This is a genomic window from Curtobacterium sp. L3-7 (genome assembly GCF_048756585.1).
Lineage (GTDB): Bacteria > Actinomycetota > Actinomycetes > Actinomycetales > Microbacteriaceae > Curtobacterium.
Map to the genome: position 1 here is coordinate 3871585 of NZ_CP151474.1, position 22656 is coordinate 3894240.

24 protein-coding genes and 1 pseudogene are annotated in these 22656 nt (G+C 70.9%); 11 read left to right on the forward strand and 14 right to left on the reverse strand.

Annotated elements, in window-relative coordinates; genetic code table 11:
- Nucleotides 1–149: 149 nt before the first annotated feature.
- Nucleotides 150–968, forward strand: a complete 819-nt coding sequence (locus tag AAEP80_RS18520; RefSeq protein WP_420365476.1) for an aldo/keto reductase — start codon at nt 150–152, stop codon at nt 966–968.
- Here the strand turns inward: AAEP80_RS18520 and AAEP80_RS18525 are convergent.
- Genes AAEP80_RS18525 through AAEP80_RS18535 form a run of 3 tightly spaced genes read right to left on the reverse strand, consistent with a single transcriptional unit; the run spans nt 965 to nt 1687 of the window.
- Entirely contained in the window at nt 965–1186 is a 222-nt protein-coding gene (locus AAEP80_RS18525; protein ID WP_281265715.1) for a hypothetical protein, read from the reverse strand. The two genes, AAEP80_RS18520 and AAEP80_RS18525, sit on opposite strands and share 4 nt — an antisense overlap.
- A gap of 46 nt (nt 1187–1232) precedes the next feature.
- The gene (locus AAEP80_RS18530; protein WP_420365477.1) at nt 1233–1454 is read right to left on the reverse strand and encodes a hypothetical protein; all 222 of its coding nucleotides are present in this window, start codon (nt 1452–1454) and stop codon (nt 1233–1235) included.
- On the reverse strand, nt 1451–1687 hold the full coding sequence (locus AAEP80_RS18535; protein WP_420365478.1) for a hypothetical protein: 237 nt from the start codon (nt 1685–1687) through the stop codon (nt 1451–1453). Before AAEP80_RS18535 ends, AAEP80_RS18530 begins: the two co-directional genes overlap by 4 nt.
- 88 nt (nt 1688–1775) lie before the next feature.
- Here AAEP80_RS18535 and AAEP80_RS18540 point away from each other — a divergent pair, with 88 nt between their 5' ends.
- Genes AAEP80_RS18540 through AAEP80_RS18550 form a run of 3 tightly spaced genes read left to right on the forward strand, consistent with a single transcriptional unit; the run spans nt 1776 to nt 2954 of the window.
- A complete protein-coding gene (locus AAEP80_RS18540) occupies nt 1776–2297 on the forward strand; it encodes a ribonuclease H family protein (RefSeq protein WP_281265718.1) in 522 nt (173 codons plus the stop codon).
- A gap of 49 nt (nt 2298–2346) precedes the next feature.
- The gene (locus AAEP80_RS18545; RefSeq protein WP_402729938.1) at nt 2347–2547 is read left to right on the forward strand and encodes a type II toxin-antitoxin system VapB family antitoxin; all 201 of its coding nucleotides are present in this window, start codon (nt 2347–2349) and stop codon (nt 2545–2547) included.
- Nucleotides 2547–2954: a PIN domain-containing protein gene (locus tag AAEP80_RS18550; protein WP_402729939.1), complete on the forward strand. Its 408-nt coding sequence runs from the start codon at nt 2547–2549 to the stop codon at nt 2952–2954. The genes AAEP80_RS18545 and AAEP80_RS18550 overlap by 1 nt, the downstream gene beginning before the upstream one ends.
- Here AAEP80_RS18550 and AAEP80_RS18555 read toward each other — a convergent pair whose 3' ends face one another.
- On the reverse strand, nt 2955–3791 hold the full coding sequence (locus AAEP80_RS18555) for a helix-turn-helix domain-containing protein (protein WP_420365479.1): 837 nt from the start codon (nt 3789–3791) through the stop codon (nt 2955–2957).
- Between the two features lie 103 nt (nt 3792–3894).
- On the opposite strand from AAEP80_RS18555, the gene AAEP80_RS18560 reads away from it, so the two are divergent.
- Entirely contained in the window at nt 3895–4962 is a 1068-nt protein-coding gene (locus AAEP80_RS18560) for an SDR family oxidoreductase (protein ID WP_420365480.1), read from the forward strand.
- On the opposite strand, the gene AAEP80_RS18565 is transcribed toward AAEP80_RS18560, so the two are convergent.
- Both AAEP80_RS18565 and AAEP80_RS18570 read right to left on the reverse strand, forming a co-directional pair.
- Nucleotides 4956–5207 carry a DUF6458 family protein gene (locus AAEP80_RS18565; RefSeq protein WP_071291234.1) on the reverse strand — a complete coding sequence of 84 codons (252 nt, stop codon included), beginning with the start codon at nt 5205–5207 and terminating at the stop codon, nt 4956–4958. The genes AAEP80_RS18560 and AAEP80_RS18565 overlap by 7 nt on opposite strands.
- Before the next feature lie 88 nt (nt 5208–5295).
- Nucleotides 5296–7851, reverse strand: a complete 2556-nt coding sequence (locus tag AAEP80_RS18570) for a DEAD/DEAH box helicase (RefSeq protein ID WP_420365481.1) — start codon at nt 7849–7851, stop codon at nt 5296–5298.
- Between the two features lie 76 nt (nt 7852–7927).
- Here AAEP80_RS18570 and AAEP80_RS18575 point away from each other — a divergent pair, with 76 nt between their 5' ends.
- On the forward strand, nt 7928–8938 hold the full coding sequence (locus tag AAEP80_RS18575; protein WP_420365482.1) for an LLM class flavin-dependent oxidoreductase: 1011 nt from the start codon (nt 7928–7930) through the stop codon (nt 8936–8938).
- 433 nt (nt 8939–9371) lie between these two features.
- Here the strand turns inward: AAEP80_RS18575 and AAEP80_RS18580 are convergent, their stop codons facing one another.
- Nucleotides 9372–11852, reverse strand: coding sequence for a beta-glucosidase (locus AAEP80_RS18580; RefSeq protein WP_420366894.1), 2481 nt, complete (start codon nt 11850–11852; stop codon nt 9372–9374).
- Between the two features lie 35 nt (nt 11853–11887).
- Nucleotides 11888–13156 carry an MFS transporter gene (locus AAEP80_RS18585; RefSeq protein ID WP_420365483.1) on the reverse strand — a complete coding sequence of 423 codons (1269 nt, stop codon included), beginning with the start codon at nt 13154–13156 and terminating at the stop codon, nt 11888–11890.
- A 131-nt stretch (nt 13157–13287) separates the two neighbouring features.
- Between AAEP80_RS18585 and AAEP80_RS18590 the strand changes: the two genes are divergently transcribed.
- Both AAEP80_RS18590 and AAEP80_RS18595 read left to right on the forward strand, forming a co-directional pair.
- On the forward strand, nt 13288–13878 hold the full coding sequence (locus AAEP80_RS18590; protein WP_420365484.1) for a TetR/AcrR family transcriptional regulator: 591 nt from the start codon (nt 13288–13290) through the stop codon (nt 13876–13878).
- A 100-nt stretch (nt 13879–13978) separates the two neighbouring features.
- Nucleotides 13979–14842, forward strand: a complete 864-nt coding sequence (locus AAEP80_RS18595) for an NAD-dependent epimerase/dehydratase family protein (RefSeq protein WP_281265727.1) — start codon at nt 13979–13981, stop codon at nt 14840–14842.
- Between the two features lie 39 nt (nt 14843–14881).
- Here the strand turns inward: AAEP80_RS18595 and AAEP80_RS18600 are convergent, their stop codons facing one another.
- Both AAEP80_RS18600 and AAEP80_RS18605 read right to left on the reverse strand, forming a co-directional pair.
- Nucleotides 14882–16432 (reverse strand): DUF7059 domain-containing protein, encoded by a 1551-nt coding sequence (locus tag AAEP80_RS18600; RefSeq protein WP_420365485.1) that lies wholly within the window; start codon nt 16430–16432, stop codon nt 14882–14884.
- A complete protein-coding gene (locus AAEP80_RS18605; RefSeq protein WP_281265729.1) occupies nt 16429–16794 on the reverse strand; it encodes an ArsR/SmtB family transcription factor in 366 nt (121 codons plus the stop codon). Before AAEP80_RS18605 ends, AAEP80_RS18600 begins: the two co-directional genes overlap by 4 nt.
- A 100-nt stretch (nt 16795–16894) precedes the next feature.
- Between AAEP80_RS18605 and AAEP80_RS18610 the strand changes: the two genes are divergently transcribed.
- A complete protein-coding gene (locus AAEP80_RS18610; RefSeq protein WP_420365486.1) occupies nt 16895–18154 on the forward strand; it encodes an MFS transporter in 1260 nt (419 codons plus the stop codon).
- Nucleotides 18155–18311: 157 nt separating this feature from the next.
- Here the strand turns inward: AAEP80_RS18610 and AAEP80_RS18615 are convergent, their stop codons facing one another.
- Together AAEP80_RS18615 and AAEP80_RS18620 are read right to left on the reverse strand one after the other, a co-directional pair.
- The gene (locus AAEP80_RS18615) at nt 18312–18743 is read right to left on the reverse strand and encodes a TIGR02611 family protein (RefSeq protein ID WP_420365487.1); all 432 of its coding nucleotides are present in this window, start codon (nt 18741–18743) and stop codon (nt 18312–18314) included.
- Between the two features lie 79 nt (nt 18744–18822).
- Nucleotides 18823–19155, reverse strand: a complete 333-nt coding sequence (locus AAEP80_RS18620; RefSeq protein ID WP_402729951.1) for a TraR/DksA family transcriptional regulator — start codon at nt 19153–19155, stop codon at nt 18823–18825.
- Between the two features lie 50 nt (nt 19156–19205).
- Between AAEP80_RS18620 and AAEP80_RS18625 the strand changes: the two are divergent.
- A pseudogene (locus AAEP80_RS18625) lies at nt 19206–20242 on the forward strand (LLM class flavin-dependent oxidoreductase).
- A 98-nt stretch (nt 20243–20340) separates the two neighbouring features.
- On the forward strand, nt 20341–20790 hold the full coding sequence (locus AAEP80_RS18630) for a DUF2510 domain-containing protein (RefSeq protein ID WP_420365488.1): 450 nt from the start codon (nt 20341–20343) through the stop codon (nt 20788–20790).
- A gap of 159 nt (nt 20791–20949) precedes the next feature.
- Here the strand turns inward: AAEP80_RS18630 and AAEP80_RS18635 are convergent, their stop codons facing one another.
- Both AAEP80_RS18635 and AAEP80_RS18640 read right to left on the reverse strand, forming a co-directional pair.
- A complete protein-coding gene (locus tag AAEP80_RS18635; protein WP_420365489.1) occupies nt 20950–21924 on the reverse strand; it encodes a site-specific tyrosine recombinase XerD in 975 nt (324 codons plus the stop codon).
- A gap of 9 nt (nt 21925–21933) precedes the next feature.
- Nucleotides 21934–22503: an NUDIX domain-containing protein gene (locus tag AAEP80_RS18640; protein WP_413600996.1), complete on the reverse strand. Its 570-nt coding sequence runs from the start codon at nt 22501–22503 to the stop codon at nt 21934–21936.
- Nucleotides 22504–22656 lie beyond the last annotated feature (153 nt).

Sequence of the window (22656 nt, forward strand, 5' to 3'; positions counted from 1 at the left end):
CTTCCGACCTCCTACGCACGATTCGACCTCCTATTGCGAGCGTCGTGGGTCGGAACGAGCGTCCTCCACAGCGATGCGCGCCGGTCCGGTTCTCCACGGAACGGACTGGAGGCTCGGCTCGGCCCCGCCTCGACCGGCAGGATGGACGCATGGTCACCTCCATCCCCCTCCGCGACGGTCGTTCCGTTCCCGCCATCGGGTTCGGCGTGTACAAGGTCGACAACGCCGAAGCCGAGACCGCGGTCGGAACCGCATTGGACAGCGGATACCGCCACGTCGACACCGCCGAGATGTACGGCAACGAGACGGGCGTCGGGAAGGCGATCCGGGCCTCCCGGCTGGACCGTGACGACGTCTTCGTGACCACCAAGGTGTGGAACAGCAACCACGGGCGCGACGCGACCTTGCGCGCGTTCGACGCCAGCCTCGACCGGCTCGGGCTCGACGCGGTGGACCTGTACCTGATCCACTGGCCGGCCGCGGCGAACGACCGCTACGTCGAGACCTGGCGGACACTGGTCGAGCTACGGGAGTCCGGGCGGGCGCGCAGCGTCGGGGTCTCGAACTTCCAGGTGCCCCATCTGGAGCGGATCATCGCGGAGACCGGTGAGGTCCCGGCGGTGAACCAGGTCGAACGACACCCGTGGCTGCCGCAGCGGGAGCTCATCGCCTTCCACGAGCAGCACGGCATCGTGACGGAAGCGTGGTCGCCGCTCGGTCGTGGGCGACTCATGGACGAACCGGTGCTCGCGCGGATCGCGGCGACGCACGGGGTGAGCGTGGCGCAGGTGCTCGTGCGGTGGAACGTGCAGCAGTCCGTCGTGGTGCTGCCGAAGTCGGTCACGCCGTCGCGCATCGCGTCGAACATCGACGTGGACGGCTTCGCACTGACGGACGACGACCTCGCGGCGATCGCCGGGCTGGAGTCGGGCGAGCGGACGGGGTCGCACCCCGACTCGGTGTCCTAGCCGCGGCGGTCGTCCTCGGACTGCCACGGCAGGTGCAGGTCCTCTGGTGCCGGCTCGACGTCGCCGGCGTCGTCCGCACCGCCGGTGCCCGGAGCCGCGGTGACCTTCGAGGGGTCGATACCGTCCGCGCGCAGGTCGTCGTCGTCGCGCTGCAGGTGCTGCGACGCCTCGGTCTCGCGCTCGCTCGACGGGCTGTACGCGGTGTCGTCGTTGCTCATGTCCGTGACGGTAGCCCGCGGTACCTGGCGGGCTGCTCGGCAGGGATCAGCGCTCGGGCAGCACGCCGGAGAACGCCAGGACCGCGATGACCGTCCCGAGGACGGCGAGGAAGATGCCGATGACCCGCACGAACCGCGGCGTGATCGGTCGGCCGTTCATGAACTCGTCGCCGCCGATGGACTGCGCCCAACGGTTGAACACCGCGATCGTGATGCCCCAGAGTGCGACCACGACCGCCCCGATGCCGAACCAGGTCGCCGGGGTCATCGAGCGCGCCTCCTGGCGAGCTGCTGCCGCAGGTTCCGGATGAACACGACCTCGAGGGTGACCGCAATCGCCGTGAGGAACACCGCGAACGCGATGTGTGCGAGGTCGTGACCTTGCGTCACGGTGATCACGGGGAGCGCCACCACCAGACCGGCGCACACGACGACGTTGAACCATGCTCCGATGACTCCTCCGGGAGTCCGACCAGTGCGTTCCATCCATGGGATCGGCATGCAGAGCACCGTACTCAGCGATGCTGGCCGTGTCGCAGCGCTCCGTTACGGTTGACCTCGAACTCGCCCCACCACAGGAGGTACCCCCTTGACGATCGTCGCTGCCGCTGACGGCTCAGCCCTCGGCAACCCCGGCCCAGCCGGCTGGGCCTGGTACGTCGATGACGATCGGTGGGCCGCCGGAGGCTGGCCGAAGGCCACGAACAACATCGGTGAGCTCACCGCCGTGCTCCAGCTGCTCCGCGCCACGAAGGGCACCGACGAACCGCTGCACATCCTCTGCGACAGTCAGTACGCGATCAAGGCCTGCACTGAGTGGCTCGCCGGGTGGAAGCGGAAGGGCTGGCGGAAGGCCGACGGCAAGCCCGTGATGAACGTGGAGATCATCAAGGAGCTCGACGAGGAACTCCAGGGCCGCAAGGTCACGTTCGAGTGGGTGCGCGGCCACGTCGGTCACGAGATGAACGAGGCCGCCGACGTCCGTGCTCGTGGCGCAGCGACCGCCTACCAGAACCGCACCGAGGTCCCGCACGGGCCGGGGTGGCCCGGCGTCGAGGTCACCGAGCCGGCTCCGCTGCCCGAGGCGACCCCGCCGGCGACCCTGTTCTGATCACGGCCCCGTCTATATACTCGCTTATACAAACGGCGAGGAGCTCATCATGGCAGTCACCACGATCGATCTGGACCAACCCCTGCTCGACGACGCCAAGCAGCTGACAGGCGCTCGCTCCAACCGAGAAGTCGTCCAACGTGCACTCGAGACGCTCATCGCGGTCCGTCGTCAGCCTGCAGCAGTCGAGCGCATCATCGCCCGGGACTTCGCGGAAGACCCCACCGCGGCGGACGAACTCCACCCCTGATGGCGACCTACATCGTCGACAACTCCGTCTGGTGGAAAGCAGGGCGCTCGCCGGTCATCGCTGAGCGTCTCCGCGCGATCGCGACGCAGGACCTGATCGTGACCTGCCCGCCGCAGGTCTTGGAGTACTGCCACTCGGCGCGATCGAGCGCGGATCACGGCGACCACTGCGCCGACATGGAAGCCTTCCTCGAAGCGTCGATCCACCCCGACGTCGACGATGTGACCGCCATCCAGAGCGCACTGTGGAGCAACGGCTTCGTGCGGGGCGCTGGCCCGGTCGACGTGCACATCGCGGCGTACGCGGTCCGCAACGGGGCGACTGTCCTGAGCGCTGATCGTGACTACGAGCACATCGCAGCGAGCGTGGACGAGTTCCGGCACGAGTACCTCGCCGAGCAGGCCTGATCAGGACCCGACGACCGCCTTGACGGAAGCAGCGAGGAGCGCCAGCTTGTCGGCATCAGGGCCGCCCGCGTCGGCGTGGTAGATCGCCACGGTGAGGTTCTGCGCCTCGGCGGGCACGAGCTTCTCCCGGTGCAGGCTGATCTCGCCGACGACCGGGTGGTCGAACCGCATCAGCGCACCGCGGCGCCCGCCGATGTCGTGTCGTCCCCAGAGCCGCTGGAACCGTGGACTCGCGATGGACAGCTGCCCGACGAGCTCGACGCACCGGGGGTCGTCGATGGAGGTGCCGACGGACTGCCGGAACGACGCGACGAGCCCCTCGGTCGCGGCCTCCCAGTCCACGAACAGCGCCCGCTCCTCCGCGTCGAGGAACACGTCGCGGAGCCGGTTCGCCCCGACGACCAGGCGCGGTGACAATGCCGCGGCGAGCGGGTTCGCGGCGAGTACGTCGAGGTAGCGCCCCTCGATGAACGCGGGCGTGCCGAGGCCGTCGACGAACGCCCGGAGGCTCCCGGGAACGGTCTCCCGAGCGGGACGGCGCCGGCGTGCGACGTGCGGCTGCGCCACGACGAGCCCCATCAGGTACGCGGTGGTCTCCTCGTCGAGCTGCAGCACCCGCGCGATCGCCTCGAGCACCTGCACGGACGGGTTCCGGTAGCGCCCCTGCTCGAGCCGCAGGTAGTACTCGCTGCTGATCCCCGACAGCATCGCGACCTCCTCGCGACGGAGCCCGGCGACCCGGCGAACTCCGACGACCGGGATGCCGGCCTGCTCCGGGGTCACGAGCTCGCGCCTGGCGCGCAGGAACTCGCCGAGGGGGTTGGTCGCGTCGGTCATGGCTCCCACGCTAGGCCGGATGCCGTCGTCACTGCCTGGTCGTCCCGCTACCAGGAGCGGAGCGGTCTGGAACACCCGACGGTGCCGCGCGAGGGTGGGACCCATGTCCACGACTCCCAGCACCAGCACACGCGTCCTCGTCACCGGCGGATCCGGCTTCATCGCCGGCCACTGCATCCTGCAGCTCCTCGACGCCGGGTACGACGTCCGCACGACGATCCGCTCACTCGACAAGGAAGCTGCGGTTCGCGCGCTCCTGACCGACGCCGGCATGACGGCGGGCGACCGACTCGAGTTCGTCGCAGCCGACCTCACCGCCGACGACGGTTGGGCCGCCGCGACCAGCGACGTCGACACCGTCCTGCACGTGGCGTCCCCGGTGATGCCCGGGCACGTGGAGGACGAGGACGCGGTGATCCGCCCCGCTGTCGAGGGGACGACCCGCGTGCTCAGCGCCGCGCGGACCGCCGGGGTCCGCCGCGTGGTGCTGACGTCGGCGTTCCACGCGGTCAGCTGGGGTCACCCGCACACCGACCACGTGTTCACCGAGTCCGACTGGACCGTGCTCGACGGCCCCGGAGTCGACGCCTACGGCAGGAGCAAGACCCTGGCCGAGCGCGCCGCGTGGGATCTCGTCGAGGGAACCGACGTGGAACTCGTCACGATGCTGCCCGTCGCGGTGATGGGTCCGGCGATGGGTGGCACCGTGTCCGGGGCGAACCACATCCTGCAGTCGATGCTGAACGGTTCGATGCCGGCGACGCCGCGCCTGTTCATCCCGATCGTCGACGTGCGTGACGTCGCCGCCGCACACGTCAGCGCCGTCGACGCCCAGGACGCCGCCGGCAAGCGGTTCCTGCTGTCGAACGGACCGGCACTCGAGCTGCACGAGATCGCGACCACGCTCCGCGAACACCTCGGCGACGACGCGGCGAAGGTCCCGACGGAGGTCCTCCCCGACGACGCCGTGCGCGCGCTGGCGGAGACCCAGCCGCAGTTCCGCGCGATGGTCCCCGATCTCGGCTACGCCAAGCGGACGTCGAACGAGCGGGCACGCACGGTGCTGGGCTGGACGCCGCGGGACGCGCACGAGGCCATCGCGGACGCAGGACGCAGCCTCGCGCAGCGCACCGGAGCCGCGACCGCCGCGACGCAAGCCACCGGTCAGTAGGTCCCGTCGCGCCGGTCCTGACGCGTGATCTGCTCGCCGGACGCCGGGTCGACCCCGGAGCGCGTGGTGGTCGTCGTCCGACGCCCCCCGAACGCCACCGCGAGGCTGATGATCAGCAGGACGACCCCTGCGGCCATCAGGATGTAGCCGATGAGCCGGAGGTCCACCCCGGCCAGCTGGATGTTCAGCGCGAAGGCGACGATCGCGCCGATGACGATCAGGGCGATGCTGGATCCGATGCGCATGGCGCGTTCCTCTCGATGGTGGTCCACGAGACGCTACCCGGAAGCGACACCGCCCGGCCGCTGCTGCGCACCGGGGATCATCAGAGCCTCAGTCGACGTCGACCTCGGCCCACCCGTCGAACCGCCCGATCTCGGTGACCCGCACGACGGCCTCGCCCGCCTCGTCGGACGCGTCGAGGTCGATCGTCGCCGAGAACCCGAAGTCCTTGTCACCGGAGGGGTCGGCGAAGATCTGTCGAGCGCGCCACGTCCGGCCCTGTTCGGACAGCACCAGGTACTGCATCGACCGCGCGTCAGCGTCCGTCCCGACGTCGTCGTGCGCCTCGTAGTACTCCTCGAGCACGGCGTCCCACGCGTCGGCGTCGAACCCGGCGGCGCCGTCGAGCGCCCCGAGCCCCTCGACGTCGTCCCGCGCGGCGAGGAGTACCCGCTGGAACAGGGCGTTGCGCACCAGGACCCGGAAGGCCCGCACGTTGCCGGTGAGCCGGGCGGGCTGCGGCGGGGCGATCTCCTCGTGCTCCGCCGCCGCGAGCGACAGATCCCCGTTGACCAGCGCCTCCCATTCGTCGACGAGCGATGAGTCCACCTGTCGGACGAGCTCGCCGAGCCACTCGATCAGGTCGTCGAGCTCGTCGGTCCGCTGCTCGTCGGAGATCGTCTGCCGCATCGTCCGGTAGGCGTCGGAGAGGTACCGCAGCACGAGCCCCTCGGAGCGGGTGAGCTGGTAGAACCGCACGAAGTCCCCGAAGGTCATCGCCCGTTCGTACATGTCGCGGACGACGGCCTTCGGCGACAGCGTGAAGTCGAGCACCCACGGTTGCTCGGCCGCGTAGGCCTCGTACGCCGCTTCCAGCAGCTCGGACAGCGGACGCGGCCAGGTGACCTCCTCGAGGAGCTCCATGCGTTCCTCGTACTCGATGCCCTCCTGCTTCATCCGCGCGACCGCCTCGCCGCGCTCCTTGAACTGCTGCTGCGACAGGATCGCGCGCGGGTCGTCGAGGGTGGCCTCGACGATGGACACCATGTCGAGGGCGTACGTGGGCGACTCCGGGTCGAGCAACTCGAAGGCGGCCAGCGCGAACGGCGACAGGGGCTGGTTGAGGGCGAAGTTCGCCTGCAGGTCCACCGTCAGCCGGTAGGTGTCCTCGACCTTCTCGATCACGCCGGCGTTGATCAACGTCCTGGCGATCGTCAGCGCACGCCTGGCCATCGCGAGCTGCCTGGCACGGGGCTCGTGGTTGTCGAACACCAGCGACCGGACCTCGTCGAAGGCCGAGCCACCGCGGGCGACGACGGACAGCACCATGGCGTGGGTGATCCGCATCCTGGACACCATCGGCTCGGGCTCGGCCTGGATGAGCCGCTCGAAGGACGCCTGCCCCCACGAGACGAACCCGTCCGGGGCCTTCTTCTTCTTGACCTTGTTCTTCTTCTTCGGGTCGTCCCCGGCCTTGGCGACCGCGCGGGCGTTCTCGATGTCGTGCTCGGGCGCCTCCGCGACGACGTCGCCCTCGGTGTCGTACCCGGCCCGTCCGGCCCGTCCGGCGATCTGGTGGAACTCCCGCGCGGACAGCTGCCGCATCTTCGTGCCGTCGAACTTCGTGAGCCCGGTCAGCAGCACCGTGCGGATCGGGACGTTGATGCCGACGCCGAGGGTGTCGGTGCCGCAGATCACCGGCAGGAGCCCGCGCTGGGCGAGCTGCTCCACGAGCCGGCGGTACTTCGGCAGCATGCCCGCGTGGTGCACCCCGATCCCGGCGCGGATCAGCCGGGAGAGCGTCTGCCCGAACCCGGCGCTGAAGCGGAACCCGGCGATCGCCTCCGCGATGGCGTCCCGCCGCGCACGATCGGCAACGCGCACCGACATCAGCGCCTGCGCCCGCTCGAGCGCCGCTGCCTGCGCGAAGTGCACGATGTAGACCGGCGCCTTGCCCTCCTCGAGCAGGCGTTCGACGGTCTCCTGCACCGGCGTCACCACGTACTCGTAGGACAGCGGGACCGGACGGGACACCCCGGTGACGCGAGCGGTCGGCCGCCCGGTGCGCCGCGAGAGGTCGTCCGCGATGGTCGTCACGTCGCCGAGGGTCGCCGACATCAGCAGGAACTGCGCCCGCTCGAGCACCAGGAGCGGCACCTGCCAGGCCCAGCCGCGGTCGGCGTCGCCGTAGAAGTGGAACTCGTCCATCACCACGACGTCGACGTCGGCGTCCGGCCCCTGTCGCAGGGCGAGGTTCGCGAGGATCTCGGCCGTGCAGCACACGATCGGGGCGTCGGCGTTGACGCTGGAGTCACCGGTGACCATGCCGACGTTCTGGGCGCCGAACAGGTCCACGAGCTGGAAGAACTTCTCGGACACCAGGGCCTTGATCGGTGCCGTGTAGTAGCTCCGCTTGCCCTCGGCGAGCGCCGCGAAGTGTGCGCCGGCGGCCACGAGGGACTTCCCGGTGCCGGTCGGGGTGCTGAGGATCACGTTCGCGCCGGACACGAGTTCGATGACGGCCTCGTCCTGCGCCGGGTACAGCGGGCGGCCGCCGCTGGCGGCCCAGTCCGCGAAGGCCTCGTAGACGGCGTCGGGGTCGACGGCGCCGCCGACGGCCGCAGGGATCGCGGCGACGAGCGGGGCGTGGACGGTGACGTCGGTCATGCCCCCATCCTCCCAGCATGGTGGCGTGGCGACGGTCCGGGAGGCTCGGCTCGATACGCGCGCATAGACTCACGTCGTGCGCGAACTCGGCTTCCTCTCCTTCGTCCCGAACCACGATGGTCCGGCCGGTGCTGCCGCCGCCCTCGAGGACGGCCTGCGGCTCTTCGAGACCGCCGAACGCCTGGGGTACGGCACGGGGTGGGTACGCGGACGGCACTTCGAGCCGTTCCTGACGAGCCCGATGACCTTCTTCGCCGCGGCCGCGCAGCGGACCAGCACGATCGGCTTCGGCACGGCGGTGCTCGGGATGCGCTACGAGGACCCGGTGCGTCTCGCCGAGGACGCCAGCACCGTCGACCTGCTCAGCGGCGGCCGCGTGCAGCTCGGGATCAGCACGGGGATCGCCGGGTACGGCCCGATCCTGGACCCGGTGTTCGGCGCGACCGAGCGGGGCTTCCGCGACGAGGCCGAAGCCCGCGCGGCTCGGCTGCTCGAGGTCCTGGATGGAGAGCCCCTCGGCACCTCGGGCAAGGGGTACGAGAGCATCCCTGCCGACACGGACCTGACGCTGCAACCGCTCAGCCCGGAACTGCGGAGCCGTGTGTGGTGGGGTGGCGGCAGCATGGGCACCGCGGTCCGGACGGCCGAGAAGGGGCTCCTGCTGCACTGCTCGACCCTGAACACCGAGGACACCGGCGAGCCCTTCGCCGTCGCGCAGGCCGCGCAGATCGCAGCGTACCGGGAGCGCTTCGCCGAGCTGCACCCCGATCGCACGCCGAAGGTCGCCGTCGGCCGCATCGTCGTCCCGCTCCTCGACGACCACGACCGTGCCGTGCACGAGGAGTTCCTCACCGGCTACGCGTCGGGGATGGACGACGAGGGACGGCCGCTGTCCGGCAACCCGCCGTTCCGGTTCAGCAAGGTGCTGTCCGGCGATCCGGCGGCGATCGTCGAGGCCCTGCGCGCCGACCCCGCCGTGGCCGCGACCGACGAACTCGTGATCACCCTGCCGGCGAACGGCGACGCCGCGTCGCACGAGCGGATCCTGACGGTCATCGCCGAACAGATCGCCCCGCACCTGGGCTGAACCCACGAGCCGACGGACGACGAAATGGATCTGAGGCATCCGGCGGAGCCCAGCACGAGTTGGTGAGTCTCGGGGCTCCCGCCGGATGACCATCTCGTCCCTGATCCGTACGGGATGGTGCACTCATCGTTCCACCATCCGCGTTGTTTGTCACAACTCGGACGCCCCGATTCAGCGAATCGTGATGATTCGTCACGACATATTCCGCATACGGAAAAACCTCCGCGTGGAGGAAGAGATGCGCCCCCGCAGAAGCGGGGGCGCACCATGACGCACCGGGACCGCCGGGGCTCCATCGGCCGGATCAGGAGGCCGCGTCGCTCACGCGGCGATCCCATGTCGGTGCGCGCGTCGACGGTAACCAGCCGCCTAACGCTTCTCCCATGCTACTGAACACACCTGACCGATGCGCGGAAACCGGATGCGACCGGGCTCACTCCAGTTCGAGGGCCACCGTTCCTGCCGCATCTGCGACCGACGCGCCGACGTGCAGGGTGAAGGTGCCCGGTTCGTACGCCCACGCGCCGTCCCAGTGCGCGAACGCCCTCGCCGGCACCTCGATCGAGACCTCGGTCGACTCCCCCGCTCCCAGGCGCACCGGGGCGAACCCCACGAGCCAGCGGACCGGACGGTCGATCGCGGACGTCTCCCGCGAGGCGTAGACCTGCACGACGTGCTTGCCTGCGCGCGATCCGGTGTTCGTGACGGTCGCCGTGACGATGGCCGTGTCACCCGCGCGGACGACGGGCGATCCCGCGATGCCGTCGATCGTCCAGGTCGTGTACCCCAGGCCGTGGCCGAACGGGTACGCGGGCTGTACCCCGGCGCGGAGCCAGGCCCGGTAGCCGATGTGCACGCCCTCGTCGTAGCGGACGACACCGTCGACCGGTGTGACGTCGAGCACGGGGACGTCCGACATGGCGACCGGCCACGTCGTGGGGAGGCGTCCGCCCGGCTCCGACGCGCCGGTGAGCACGTCGGCGACCGCGTTGCCGTACTCCTGCCCGCCGAACCACGAGAGGAGGACCGCGGCGACGTCGTTCCGCCACGGCATCTCGACCGGGGAGCCGGCGTTGACGAGCACGATCGTGTTCGGGTTCACGGCGGCGACGGCCGCGACGAGCTCGTCCTGGTGCCCGGGGAGCGCCAGGGACGAGCGGTCGTAGCCCTCGGACTCGACCTTGGAGTTCGTCCCGACCACGACCACGGCGACGTCGGCGCCACGAGCGGCATCGACGGCGGAGGCGATGAGCACCGACGGGTCCTCGTCGGAGGGCTCGGTGCCGAACTGGTACGCGAGCACCCCGCCCAGCGTCTCGTCCTGGATGACGTCGTACTCGATGCGGATCGCGACCTGCTGGCCGGACGTCACCGAGACGGGCACGGAGCGCGCCGGCGGGTTGAGGAACGCCGCGCCGAGCTGGTCGCCCTCGAACGGCACGTCCTCGTCCAGGACGAGCGACCCGTCGATCCACATCCGCGATCGACCAGCAGCGCCGATGCCGATCCGGACGGTGCCGGTCGTCGGTGCCGTGTAGGTCGTGGTGATGTCGAGCCGGTCGGCCTCACGCGTGGGGGCGTCGCCGCCGAACCAGAAGAGGGCCGTCGCGCGGCGGTCCTCCACGTACAGCTCCTCACCGTCCTTGACGAACGCGACGCGGGCGCCTGGCTGCCCGGTGGCCGGGTTCGTGATGGTGGACAGCGGGAACTCCGCGATGCCCTCCTGCACGACGGCGCCGATCGCGTAGTCGACGGTCGCGGACGGGAACGCCGCGCGGATGCCGTCGAGCGGCGAGACGACCTGCGAGGGCACGACGGTGGCCGAGCCGCCACCCTGCGTACGGGCCTGGTCGGCGTTGTGGCCGATGACGGCGATCCGGGCGAGCGCGGGCGCGTCGAGCGGCAGGATCCCGGTGTTCCGGACGAGGACGGTCCCCTCGGCCTCGGCCTCACGGACGAACGCGATGCCGTCCTCGACGTGCACGGGCTCCGCCGCGACGGCATCGAACCCGGACAGCGCTCCGACGCGGGCGGCGAGGGTCAGGATGCGACGGACCTTGCGGTCGATCGCCTCGATCGGGACCTCGCCGGACTCGACGGCGGCCAGCAGCGGCCCCTCGCTCCACCACTGGTTCGGTCCGGGCATCGCGACGTCCTGCGACGCCTTCGCCGAGTCGACCGAGCGGACGCCGGTCCAGTCGGACACGACGATGCCGTCGAAGCCCCACTCGGAGTTCAGCGGCGTCTCGAGCAGCTCGTTCTCGGATGCGGTGACGCCGTTGATCGAGTTGTACGACGACATGATCGCCCAGGCGTGCGCCTCGGTGACGGCCTTCTCGAACGCGAGCAGGTAGAGCTCGCGGAGCGCACGGTCGGACACCTCGGTCGACGCGGTGAAGCGGTCGGTCTCGTAGTCGTTCGCGATGTAGTGCTTCGGGGTCGCGGCGACGCCGTTCTCCTGCACGCCCTCGACGTACGACGCCGCGAGGTCGCCGGTGAGCACCGGGTCCTCGCTGAACGCCTCGAAGTGCCGACCGCCGAGGGGCGAGCGGTGCAGGTTGATGGTCGGGCCGAGGACGACGTCGACGCCCTTGCGGCGGGCCTCGACGGCAGCGGCGGCGCCGTAGCGCTTCGCGATCGCACGGTCCCACGACGCGCTCAGGGCGGTCGCGGACGGCAGGTTGAGCGACGGGTCGCGCTCGTCCCAGACCTCGCCACGGACCCCGGAGGGGCCGTCCGACATCAGGATGCGCCGCAACCCGATCTTCTCGATCGGCCAGGTCGTCCAGAAGTCTCGTCCGGTGAGCAGCTGCACCTTCTCTTCGGTGGTCAGCTGGTCGACGAGCGCGCCGATGCGCTCGTCCAGCGGGGCCGCACCGGAGGCTGTGCGCGCGTCGTTCACGGTGGTCACGATGGTCGTTCCTTTCGTTCAGAGCCAGGAGGAGTCGGTCAGCGGACGCCGCGGATGCGCGAGACCGAGGCGATCCCGAGCAGTCCGACGACTGCGCCGGTGATGAAGAAGCCGCTGTAGCCGCCGGTGAGGGCGATCACGCCGGGGGCCGCCGCTGGCACGATCGACTGGGGCAGGGCCTGCGCGATGTTCACGACGCCGAGGTCCTTCGCATTGTCCTCGTCGGACGGCAGCACGTCCGTGATCAGCGCGAGGTCGACGGCGTAGAAGACACCCATGCCGGCACCCATCACGAACTCGCCGACCAGCACCGTGCCGAGCGACGGCGCGGTGGCGATGAGCACGAGGCCGACGACGCCGACGATCCCGGCGACCGCCACGAAGAGCTTGCGGCGCCCGAGCCTGTCGGACAACCACCCGGCGATGAGCGAGGTGAGGACGATGCCGACGACGTTCCAGAGCGTGCCCTGGAAGACGGCGTTCGCCACGTGGGCGGGCTCGACCCCGATGTCGTCGCGGAGGAAGTAGGTGAGGTAGCTCACGGCGGTGTACTGCGCGGCGACCATCATGAACCGGGTGAGCCAGGCCCAGCCGAGGTCGGGGTGCTTCACGGGGTTGAACACGAACGACCCGAAGAGCTGCCCGATGCCGAGGCGCGTCGACGGCCGTTCGGTGAGCACGCGGTCGCGGAAGAGCAGCGCGTAGAGGACGACCACGGCCGACCCGATCGCGCCGGGGACGAGCATCTGCGTCGCCGACGTCGAGAAGAGCTGCACGAGGAACGTGCCGCCGACCAGCGCGAGGTTCTGCGCGAGCCCGAGCAGCGCCGCGACCCGTCCGCGCTGGGACCGCGTGACGTGGTCCGGCATGACGGCGGTCAGCGCCGCGATCGTGGCGTTGTACGCGATCTGCGTGACGCCCCAGGCGAGCACCAGGACCACTGTGGAGGACGTCGTCGCGACGACCACGAGGCCGGCGAACCCGACCACGGTGCCACCGATGATCCACGGACGACGCATGCCGAGCCTCCCGGCCGTGCGGTCGCTGAAGCGACCGGCCAAGGGATTGGCGACCATCGCCGCGAATGCGCCGACGCCGAGCGCCAGGCCGAGCACGCCCGCCTGGTCGTCCGGCGCGATCTCCGCGACCTTCAGCGCCATCGCCACCAGCACGGGTGGGAGGAGGGCGATGTACAGGCCGAGCATCGCGATCGGCATGCCGAGCGTGTACATGAGCGAGCTGCCTCGACCGCGCGTGGGTGCGACTGCGGTCGGGGTGTCGGAAACGGTCAGGGCATCGTTCGCCACTGCAACCTCCATCGGGTGCGCCGCCGGCGTCGGCGACTCGCACGCCTTCGTCGGCGGCTCGTGCCACCGTACCACCAAAACCTATTGACGCTAGGTTTTCTGGGATCGCCCAGGAGCGGTACAGTCTCGCCATGACACGACGGGGTTCGTACGCGAAGGGCATCGCGAAGCGCGAGGAGATCCTCACCGTCGCCCTGGACCTCGTCGCCCAACAGGGGTTCCGGCGCACGAGCATCAAGGACATCGCCGACGCGGTCGGGCTGACGCAGGCCGGACTGCTGCACTACTTCGACTCGAAGGACGAGCTCTGGGTCGAGATCCTCCGGCGCCGCGACGAGATCGACAACGCAGCAGACTGGCACGCGAACGACCCCGGTGAGCTCCTCGCCGCGATCGTCCGGCACAACGCCGAGGTCCCGGGGCTCGTCCAGATGTTCGTGAACCTCTCCGCCGCGGCCGCGACCGACCCGGACCACCCCGCGCACGAGTACTTCCGGCAGCGCTACGAGAACTCCCGACGCACGATGGCCGCGGACTTCCGGGCGATGCAGCAGGACGGCCGGCTCCGCGCCGACGTCGACGCGGAGGAGCTGACGAGCGTGCTGCTCGCGGTGTCCGACGGCATGCAGATCCAGTGGCTGTTCGACCCCGCGCGCGACATGGCCGCACACGTCGAGCTCGTCGTGCGCCTGGCGGTGGCCCAGGCGGTCCCCTCCGTCTGACACGCGCTCCGCGGACAGGTACCGCTGGTGCCTGGTTGCGGCGGTCCCGGCAGTGCAGGATGGACACCGACAGCACGACTCGACGATGAGCGGAGGCGCGATGACGCGCGTAGTGGTGACCGGCGGCAGCGGCAAGCTCGGACGAGCGGTGGTGCGTGACCTCGACGAACACGGGTACGACGTGGTCCTCCTCGACCGCGTCCCGTCTCCCGACAAGCCCGAGCGCGTGCAGTTCGTGCGGATCGACCTCACCGACTACGGGCAGGTGGTGAACGCCCTGCTCGGCATCGACGACCGGTACGACCACGTCGACGCCGTCGTGCACCTCGCGGCGGTGCCGGCCCCCGGGCAGGTCCCCGACGTCGCGCTCATCACGAACAACGTGACCGCGTCCATCAACGTCTTCCACGCCGCACGCGCCGCGAAGATCACGAACGTGGTGTGGGCGTCGAGCGAGACCCTGCTCGGCATCCCGATGGGCGAGCACCACCCGCCCTACCTGCCCGTGGACGAGGAGTTCCCGGTGCGCCCGCAGTCCTCGTACTCGCTCGGCAAGGCCGTGGAAGAGGAGATGGCGCGGCACTTCACCCGCTGGGACCCGACGCTGAAGATGATCGGCCTGCGGTTCTCGAACGTCATGGACGAGACCGACTACCCGTCGTACCCGTGGGACGCCACCCCCGAGGCGAAGACGTTCAACCTGTGGTCCTACATCGACTCCCGCGACGGTGCCCAGGCCGTGCGCAAGGCGCTCGAGGCGGACCTGACCGGCTTCGAGGCGTTCGTCATCGCGAGCCCCGACACCGTGATGGACACTCCGACCATCGAGCTCGTCGAACGGTACGTGCCGGACATCGAGCGTCGTGCGGACATCGACGGCGTCAGCTCGCTGCTGTCGTCGGAGAAGGCCCGCGAGCTCCTCGGCTACGACCCGCAGCACAGCTGGCGCGACCACCGGTCCTGAGCAGCACCGGCACGGCGGGCTGCATCACATCGGGCCGCGTCAGGCCGGGGTGAGCAGCCCGTCGAGCACCAGGTCACGGGCGGTCGGCAGCAGGTCGGCGGCGAGCACCTGCTCGTCGACGCCCGTGATCTGCGCGAGCGCACCGATGATCGCCGCGACGGAGAGTTCGCCGTCGCACGCGCCCACGAACGCGGCGAGCGCGGTGTCCGCGTCGACCCGCCGGCCGAACCCGCCGCCCTGCACGAGCGTCATGACCGTGGGGTCGTCGTTGCCCGGCCAGTAGTACCGCTCCTCGGTGACGTCGCCGGCGACCGTCAGGTGCGCGGCCGCGAGTGCGACGTCGTCGTGCGCTGCCAGCCAGGCGGCCGCGTCGAGGACGCGGGCCACCGTGGCGCCGAGCCCCGCGGGGTTGGAGCCGAGCGTCTCGGGGACGCGCTCGAAGCGCCGGAGCTGCACCGAGCCTCCCGTCTGTGCCCTGCGGACCACGACGTAGCCGAAGCCGACGCCGACGACCTTGCGCTCCCGGAAGTCGTCGAGCCACGCGCCGACCAGCTGGTCGAACGCGGCCGTGCCCGGCTTGGTCCCGCCGTCGCGGATCCAGGTCTCGGCGTAGGCGTTCGGGTCCTGCCGCTCGCGCTCGACCACCCATGCGTCGAGGTCGGTCCCCTCGAACCAGGCGCGGACGCGGTCGAGCCCGTCGACGCCCCAGTGGTACTCCCAGTTGCCGAGGAGCTGCGCGGTCCCGCCGGGTTCGAGGTGCTCGGCCAGGCCACGGAGGACCGTCTCGACGAGGGCGTCGCCGACCATCCCGCCGTCGCGGTACTCGTAGGACGGGACGCCTTCGGTGCGTGGGGTGATCACGAATGGCGGATTCGACACGATGCGGTCGAAGCGCTCCCCGACGACGGGCTCGAACAGCGACCCGAAGCGGAAGTCGATGCCGTCGATGCCGTTCAGCTGCGCGTTGAACCGTGCGATGTCCAGGGCGCGGCGGGAGATGTCGGTGGCGACGACCTCGTCGGCGAAGCGCCTGGCGTGCATGGCCTGGATGCCGCAGCCGGTCCCGAGGTCGAGCACCCGGTGGACGGGCACGGGCACCTGCAGGCCGCTCAGCGTGGTGGTGGCCCCGCCGATGCCGAGCACGTGTTCCTCGTCGAGCGCGCTGCCGAGGGCGAGTTCCCCGAGGTCGGAGACGATCCACCAGCTGCCGGCGCCGGCGTCGTCGACGAACGCGTACGGGCGGAGGTCCACCGTCGGGAGCGCGCGGTCGTCGTCGACGCGGAGCAAGCCGGCGGCCACGACCGCGTCGAGCCCGGCCGTCGAGAACGCCTGCTCGGCGTCGGTGCGGGGCACGGTGAGCCCGAGGACGAAGAGCATCGCGAGCGTCGTCAGCGGCGTCGTCGGACGGGCGTCGAGCGCACGGACGGCGGCAACGCGGTTCCCACGGTGCAGCGCGGCCGCGGCGTCGACCCCCCAGAGCGCGTCGACGCCCTCGACGGAGAACCCGGCGGCGTCGAGGTCCGCGGCGAGCGCCGTGGTGACGGCCGGGTCGGCGACGACGGTGGGCAGCGTGTGGGTGCCAGCGGTCACGCGGGGACCTCGTCGCGCATCAGGCTGGCGGGCACCGTCCAGTCGAGCACGAGGTCGAGGAGGCCGGGGAACCGCTGCTGGACGTCCTCGACGCGAGCACGGCTGCTGCGGGTGAGTCCTTCCTGGTGCTGCTCGAGCAGGCCGGCCTCGCGCAGGACACGGAAGTGGTGCGTCAGCGTCGACTTCGGCCGGTCGATGCCGACCCAGCCGCAGCTGCGGATCCCGCCGGCGGCGTCGACGAGGTACCGGTGCAGGATCGCCAGGCGGATCGGGTCCGACAGGGCGTCCATCACGACGGGGAGGTCCATCTCGGCCACCGTCGGCTGCGGGAGCCGTTCGGGGGCAACGGTGCGCTCGGGCATGGACGGGACGCTACCACCGTTCACCTCCCAGTACGACTTGCGTCGTACAGCGGAGTACGGTACGACTTTCCTCGTACTGTTCGTCATCGAAGGGGCACCCATGCAGTCAGCTCGCTCGGTCGCCGGGTTCTGGATCCTCGCGGCCATGCTGCTCGTCTCGGTCGCGTCGTCCGCCGTGCCGTCGCCGATCTACCCCGTGTACGCGGCGGAGTGGCACCTGACGCCGCTCATGCTCACCGGGGTGTTCGCGATCTACGTCGCGGGGCTCCTCAGCAGCCTGCTCGTCGCCGGACGACTGTCCGACCACGTCGGGCGGAAGCCGGTGCTCGTCGTCGGTGGGCTCGGCGTCGCACTCTCGCTCGGGCTGTTCTCGATCGCGGACGGCCTGGGCGCGCTGATCGTCGACCGCATCGTGCAGGGCGTCTCCGTCGGGCTGCTCATCGGTGCCCTCGGCGCTGCGCTGATCGACAACTCGCTCGAGGCACACCCGTCCCTCGCCGGCGTCCTGAACGGTGTGATCCCGCCGATCGCCCTCGCCACCGGAGCCCTGTCGAGCGGTGCCCTCGTCGAGTGGGGTCCGGCGCCGGAACAGCTCGTGTACGTGCTCTTCGGGGTGCTGCTCGTCCTCATGGTGATCGCGCTCGTGGTCGTCCCCGAGCGGGTCACCCGCCGTCCGGGAGCCCTCCGTTCCCTCCGGCCGACGATCTCCGTGCCCCGGTCCTCGCGCCGGCTGTTCCGCGGCGTCGCCGGCTCGCTCATCGCCAGCTGGGCGCTCGGCGGGATGTTCCTGTCGCTCGTACCGTCGGCGCTCGGGGCGGTGTTCGGGATCACGAACCACTTCGCGGCCGGAGCACTCATCGCCGTCGTCACCGGCGTCGGAGCGCTCACCGGGTTGGCGATCCAGCGGCTCGACGCCCGCATCGGCGTGCTCATCGGACTCGTCGCGCTGATCCTCGGGCCGGTCGTCACCGTCGCGTTCGTCGTCGCACACTCCCTGCCGGGGCTCGTCGTCGGCAGCGCGATCGCCGGGGTCGGCTTCGGCGCCGGCTTCCAGGCGCCGCTCCGGATGCTGCTCGCCACCGCTGCACCCACGCACCGCGCGGGACTCCTCTCGACGATCTACGTCGTGAGCTACCTGGCCTTCGGTGTCCCCGCGGTCATCGGCGGCCTGCTCGAGCCGACGGTCGGCCTCGTGCCGGTCATCGCCGGGTACGGCGCGTTCATCGTGCTCGCCGCGGCGGTCGCCCTCGTGCTGCAGCTCGTGTCGCGCGACGCCGCCGAGGTCGAGGAGCAGGCATCCGAGCGCATCGCGACGGGCTCGGTCCGCGTCCAGGCGTGCCCGGCCCCCGCCGCGGACTGAGCCGCCCGGCCGCGGCGGGTCGATTCGCGCGTAGGAGGTCGAATCGCGCGTAGGTGGCCCGGATTTCCGACCGCTTACGCGCGATTCCGCTTCTCATCGCGCACGTTGTGGGTCAGGAGCGCGGGGTCAGAAGCGCCGGGTCAGAAGCGCCGGGAGCTCAGTGCCCAGGGCGAGCAGGGCGCCGGGCGATGCTCCGGTGTGCGTCGTCGTGCGCCGCGTCGACGTCAGCCTTCCCGCGATCGGCGATGTTCCGGAGCCACTGCGGCCCGTGCGCTTTCGCCCAGTCCCAGAACCGGTGCAGCTGCGCCTTGAGCCACGTGATGATCTTGTGGAAGAAGTGGAACTCGCTCGCCAGGATCGTCAGGCCGATGAACACCACGAGCCACCCGGGCCCGGGCAACGGCACGAGGATCAGCCCGACGATGACGACCAGCCCGCCGACGATGCCCACGACGACCTTGTAGAAGAGGTGCAGGTGCGGGCGGGCGTGGATCCACTCCCGGGCCTGGTGGAACCAGCGGAAGCGGTGCCGCAGCGCGGACTCACCGGAGTCCGCTTCCGCGGGTCGGTGGTTCGGGTCGCCGTCCATGCCGAAACGGTAGGGCGCGCGGCTGGGAATCCGCGGCGCGCGCGGTGCACGGATACCCGGCAGTCGGACGGGAGGCTCGTCACGCGTGCGCGACGCAGGTCGCGGCCCACGGGACTGCCGCCAGTCGTGCCTCCGGGATCGGTTCGCCGCCGACGACGCACGTCCCGTAGGTCCCCTTGTCCAGCCGCGCGAGCGCTGCGTCGACCTGTTCGATGCGGCGCCGTGCGTCGTCTCGGACCGCGCCGAGCGATCCGCGCTCCCAGGCCAGCGTCGCTCCCTCGGGGTCGTGCTCGTCGTCCGTGTTCGCACCGTCGCGGGCGTCGCTGACGTCGCGCATGCTCCGCTCGACGTCAGCGATGAGCTTCGTCGCCCGCGCTCGCTCCGCGCTCAGTGCCGCACGTGGATCGTCCATGCTCCCCGAACCTAGTCCGACGGAATGCGCGACCTCTCGAATGCGTTCGCATGGACATGACCAAGATCGGGTTCCTGTCGTTCGGACACTGGCGTGACGTCCCCGGATCGAAGGTGCGCAGCGGCCGCGAGGCCCTCGTGCAGGCGATCGACCTCGCGGTGGCGGCCGAGGAAGCGGGCGTCGACGGCGCGTACTTCCGCGTGCACCACTTCGCCCCGCAGCAGGCCGCACCGTTCCCGCTGCTCTCCGCCATCGCCGCGAAGACGAGCCGCATCGAGATCGGCACCGGCGTGATCGACATGCGCTACGAGAACCCGCTCTACATGGCGGAGGAGGCGGCAGCGACCGACCTGATCTCCGGCGGGCGACTGCACTCGGCGTCTCGCGGGGATCACCCGAGACCGCTCAGGCCGGTTACCAGCAGTTCGGGTACGTGCCCGACGCCTCAGACCCGAACGGCGCCGACCTCGCCCGTGCGCACACGAGCGTGTTCCGCCGCGCGATCGCCGGCGAGCCGATGGCGAACGCGAACCCGCAGATGACCGGTGCCGCGGGGTCGTTGCCTGTCTTCCCGCTGTCCGACACGCTCCCCGACCGCATCTGGTGGGGTGCCGGAACCCGCGCCACCGCCGAGTGGACCGCCGAGCAGGGCATGAACCTGATGTCGTCGACGCTCTTGACCGAGGACACCGGCGTGCCCTTCGACGAGCTGCAGGCCGAGCAGATCGAGCGCTTCCGGCGGGTCTGGGCCGAGTCGGGCTGGGACCGTGAGCCCCGGGTCTCCGTGTCGCGCAGCATCATCCCGATCATCGACGACGAGTCCCGGCACTACTTCGGCGTCCGCGCGCAGGTCGAGGGAGCCGACCAGGTCGGGTACCTCGACGGTGGCCTCGCCCGCTTCGGGCGGTCCTACATCGGGTCTCCGGAGTCGCTCGTCGAGGAGCTCGCGGCGGACCAGGCGGTCCGCGCTGCCGACACCGTGCTCGTCACCGTGCCGAACCAGCTCGGCGTGGACTTCAACGCCCGGCTCCTCGCGGCGGTGAAGGACGTCTTCGCCGAGGTGGACGCCGCGCCGACACACGCGTAGACGTCCCCCTTCCTGCCGACACCCGGGTTGGGACTGGGGAGGGCGCACGGCGGCACGTAGCGTCGGAGCGCACCATCCCCCGTTCTCAGGAGCACCTCGTGACGCTGCCGGCCGCTGGCTGGTTCCCGGACCCCCGGGATGCCGGTCGTCTCCGTTGGTGGGACGGCCACGCCTGGGGTGAGGCGACGCGCGCGGTTCCGACCCGCCACGTCGAGCCGGTGCTGCCGATCGTCGTGGCGCCGACGGGCCCGGCCTTCTCGGTACGGACCGGCACCGTCGAACACCGTGCGTGGGCGTACGGCGCGAGCACGTCCCGGAAGCTCTGCGCGTTCGCGATCTCCGCGGTGCTGCTCGCCGTCGCGTCCCTGCTGCTGAACCCCTACGGCGTCTTCAGCGTCCTCGCTGTGGTCGCGGGCGTGATCGGGATCGTCCGCCCCGCTGCGACGGGCCGGTGGCGGGTCCTCGCTCGGAGCCTGGCCGCGTCAGCGCTGGTCCTCGCCGTCGCGACGGGCATCATCGCCGCCGACGTCCACTTCCCGATGACCTGATCCCGCACGACCCCTCTCGCGCTCCCCCGCTCCCCCTTCTCCTGTGTTCCCTCGCTCCCTCGCTTCCCCGCGATCGAGTGCGCAGAAGATGGGGGATATCTGACCCGCGGAACCCCTTTTCCGCGCACTCGATCGGCCGGCGCGACCGCCCCGTCCCCGTCAGCGCCGGGCCCGCGGGTGCGCCGTCTGGTACACGTCGCGGAGCATGTCCGCCGTGACCATCGTGTAGATCTGCGTCGTCGCGACACTCGCGTGCCCGAGGAGCTCCTGCACGACCCGGACGTCCGCACCACCCTCGAGCAGGTGCGTCGCGAACGAGTGCCGGAACGTGTGCGGCGACACGTGGGCGGACAGGTCTGCCCGGTCGGCCGCGGCCTGGATCACGAGCCACGCGCTCTGCCGTGACAGCCGTGCCCCGCGGGCCCCGAGGAAGAGCGCCGGTGTCGACGGCCCCCGCGCGGCGAAGACCGGTCGCGCACGGACCAGGTACGCCTCGATCGCGGCCCGCGCGTAGCTGCCGAGCGGCACGATCCGCTGCTTGTTCCCCTTGCCGGTGACCTTCACGACCGAGACCCCGGTCCCGTCCGGGTCGTCCGTCACGTCGTCGACCGAGAGCCCGACGGCCTCGGAGATGCGCGCCCCGGTGGCGTACAGGAGTTCCAGGAGCGCCCGGTCGCGCAGCTGTACGGGATCGTCACCGTCGACGGCCTGCAGCAGCCGGTCCATGTCGTCGACCGAGATCGCCTTCGGGAGCCGCATCGGGGCCTTCGGTGGGCGGACGGACGCGCCGGGGTCGAGTGGCAGCCATCCCTCCCCAGCGGCGAACGTCGCGAAGGACCGCACAGAACTGAGCATGCGGGCGACGGACCGTGGCGCCAGCGGCGATGCTGCTCGCGTGGCCAGATGCGAAACGAACCCCGCGAGATCCGCTCGCGTCAGTCGAGCGACGTCGTCGACGACCGACGCACCCCCGGCCCGATCGGCTCCCTCGGAGTCGACCACCGGCTGGGTGCCGACCCACGTGGCGAACGTCGCGAGGTCCCGCCGGTACGCCGACAGCGTGTGCTGCGACAGACCCCGCTCGATCGCGACGTGCCGCAGGTACGTCTCGGTGGCGGCAGCGAGCGAGACCATCCCCGAAGGCTACCGGCGCGACGCCGCGTCCACGGCGAGCGCCGCCACGATGAGCGCCGAGTTCCGAAGTCGCCCCTCCAGGATCCCCGCGACGATCTCCGACCGCGGCACCCAGCGCTTCACGATGTCCGCTTCCTCGTCGGAGCGGTCGAACGCCGATGCCGTCGCTCTGACACCGCGTGCCCGGTAGATCTGGATGAACTCGTTGCTGCCGCCAGCAGAGGTGTTGTACCGCACCAGGGGCTCCCAGTCGTCGGCCTCGACGTCGGCTTCCTCGGCGAGCTCCCGCTGCGCGGCGACGAGCTCGTCCTCACCGGAGATGTCGAGCAGCCCGGCCGGCAGCTCCCAGTCGCGCAGGTGCACGGGGTGACGGTACTGCTGGATGACGAGCACGCGGCCCTCGTCGTCCTCGGCGTAGACCGCGACGGCCCCGGTGTGGTCGATGTACTCGCGCACCATGCTGCCGTCGCCGTACGCCACGGTGTCACGCCGGACGTCCCAGACGGCGCCGTCGTACACGAGGGTCGAGTCGGTCACGTCGAAGGATGCTGGCTCGTCGGAGATGGGTGCGTCGGTCACCCGTCCATCCAACCAGCGTCCGCCATGACCGCCGGACGAAACCGTCTTCCGTGCTCGACGCCCGGCCACAGACGGGAGGCACGGTGCCAGCTGGCACCCCTCCCTCGCAGGCTCGGTCGGCGCGCCCCGCGTGCCGCTGGCGCGTCACTGCTG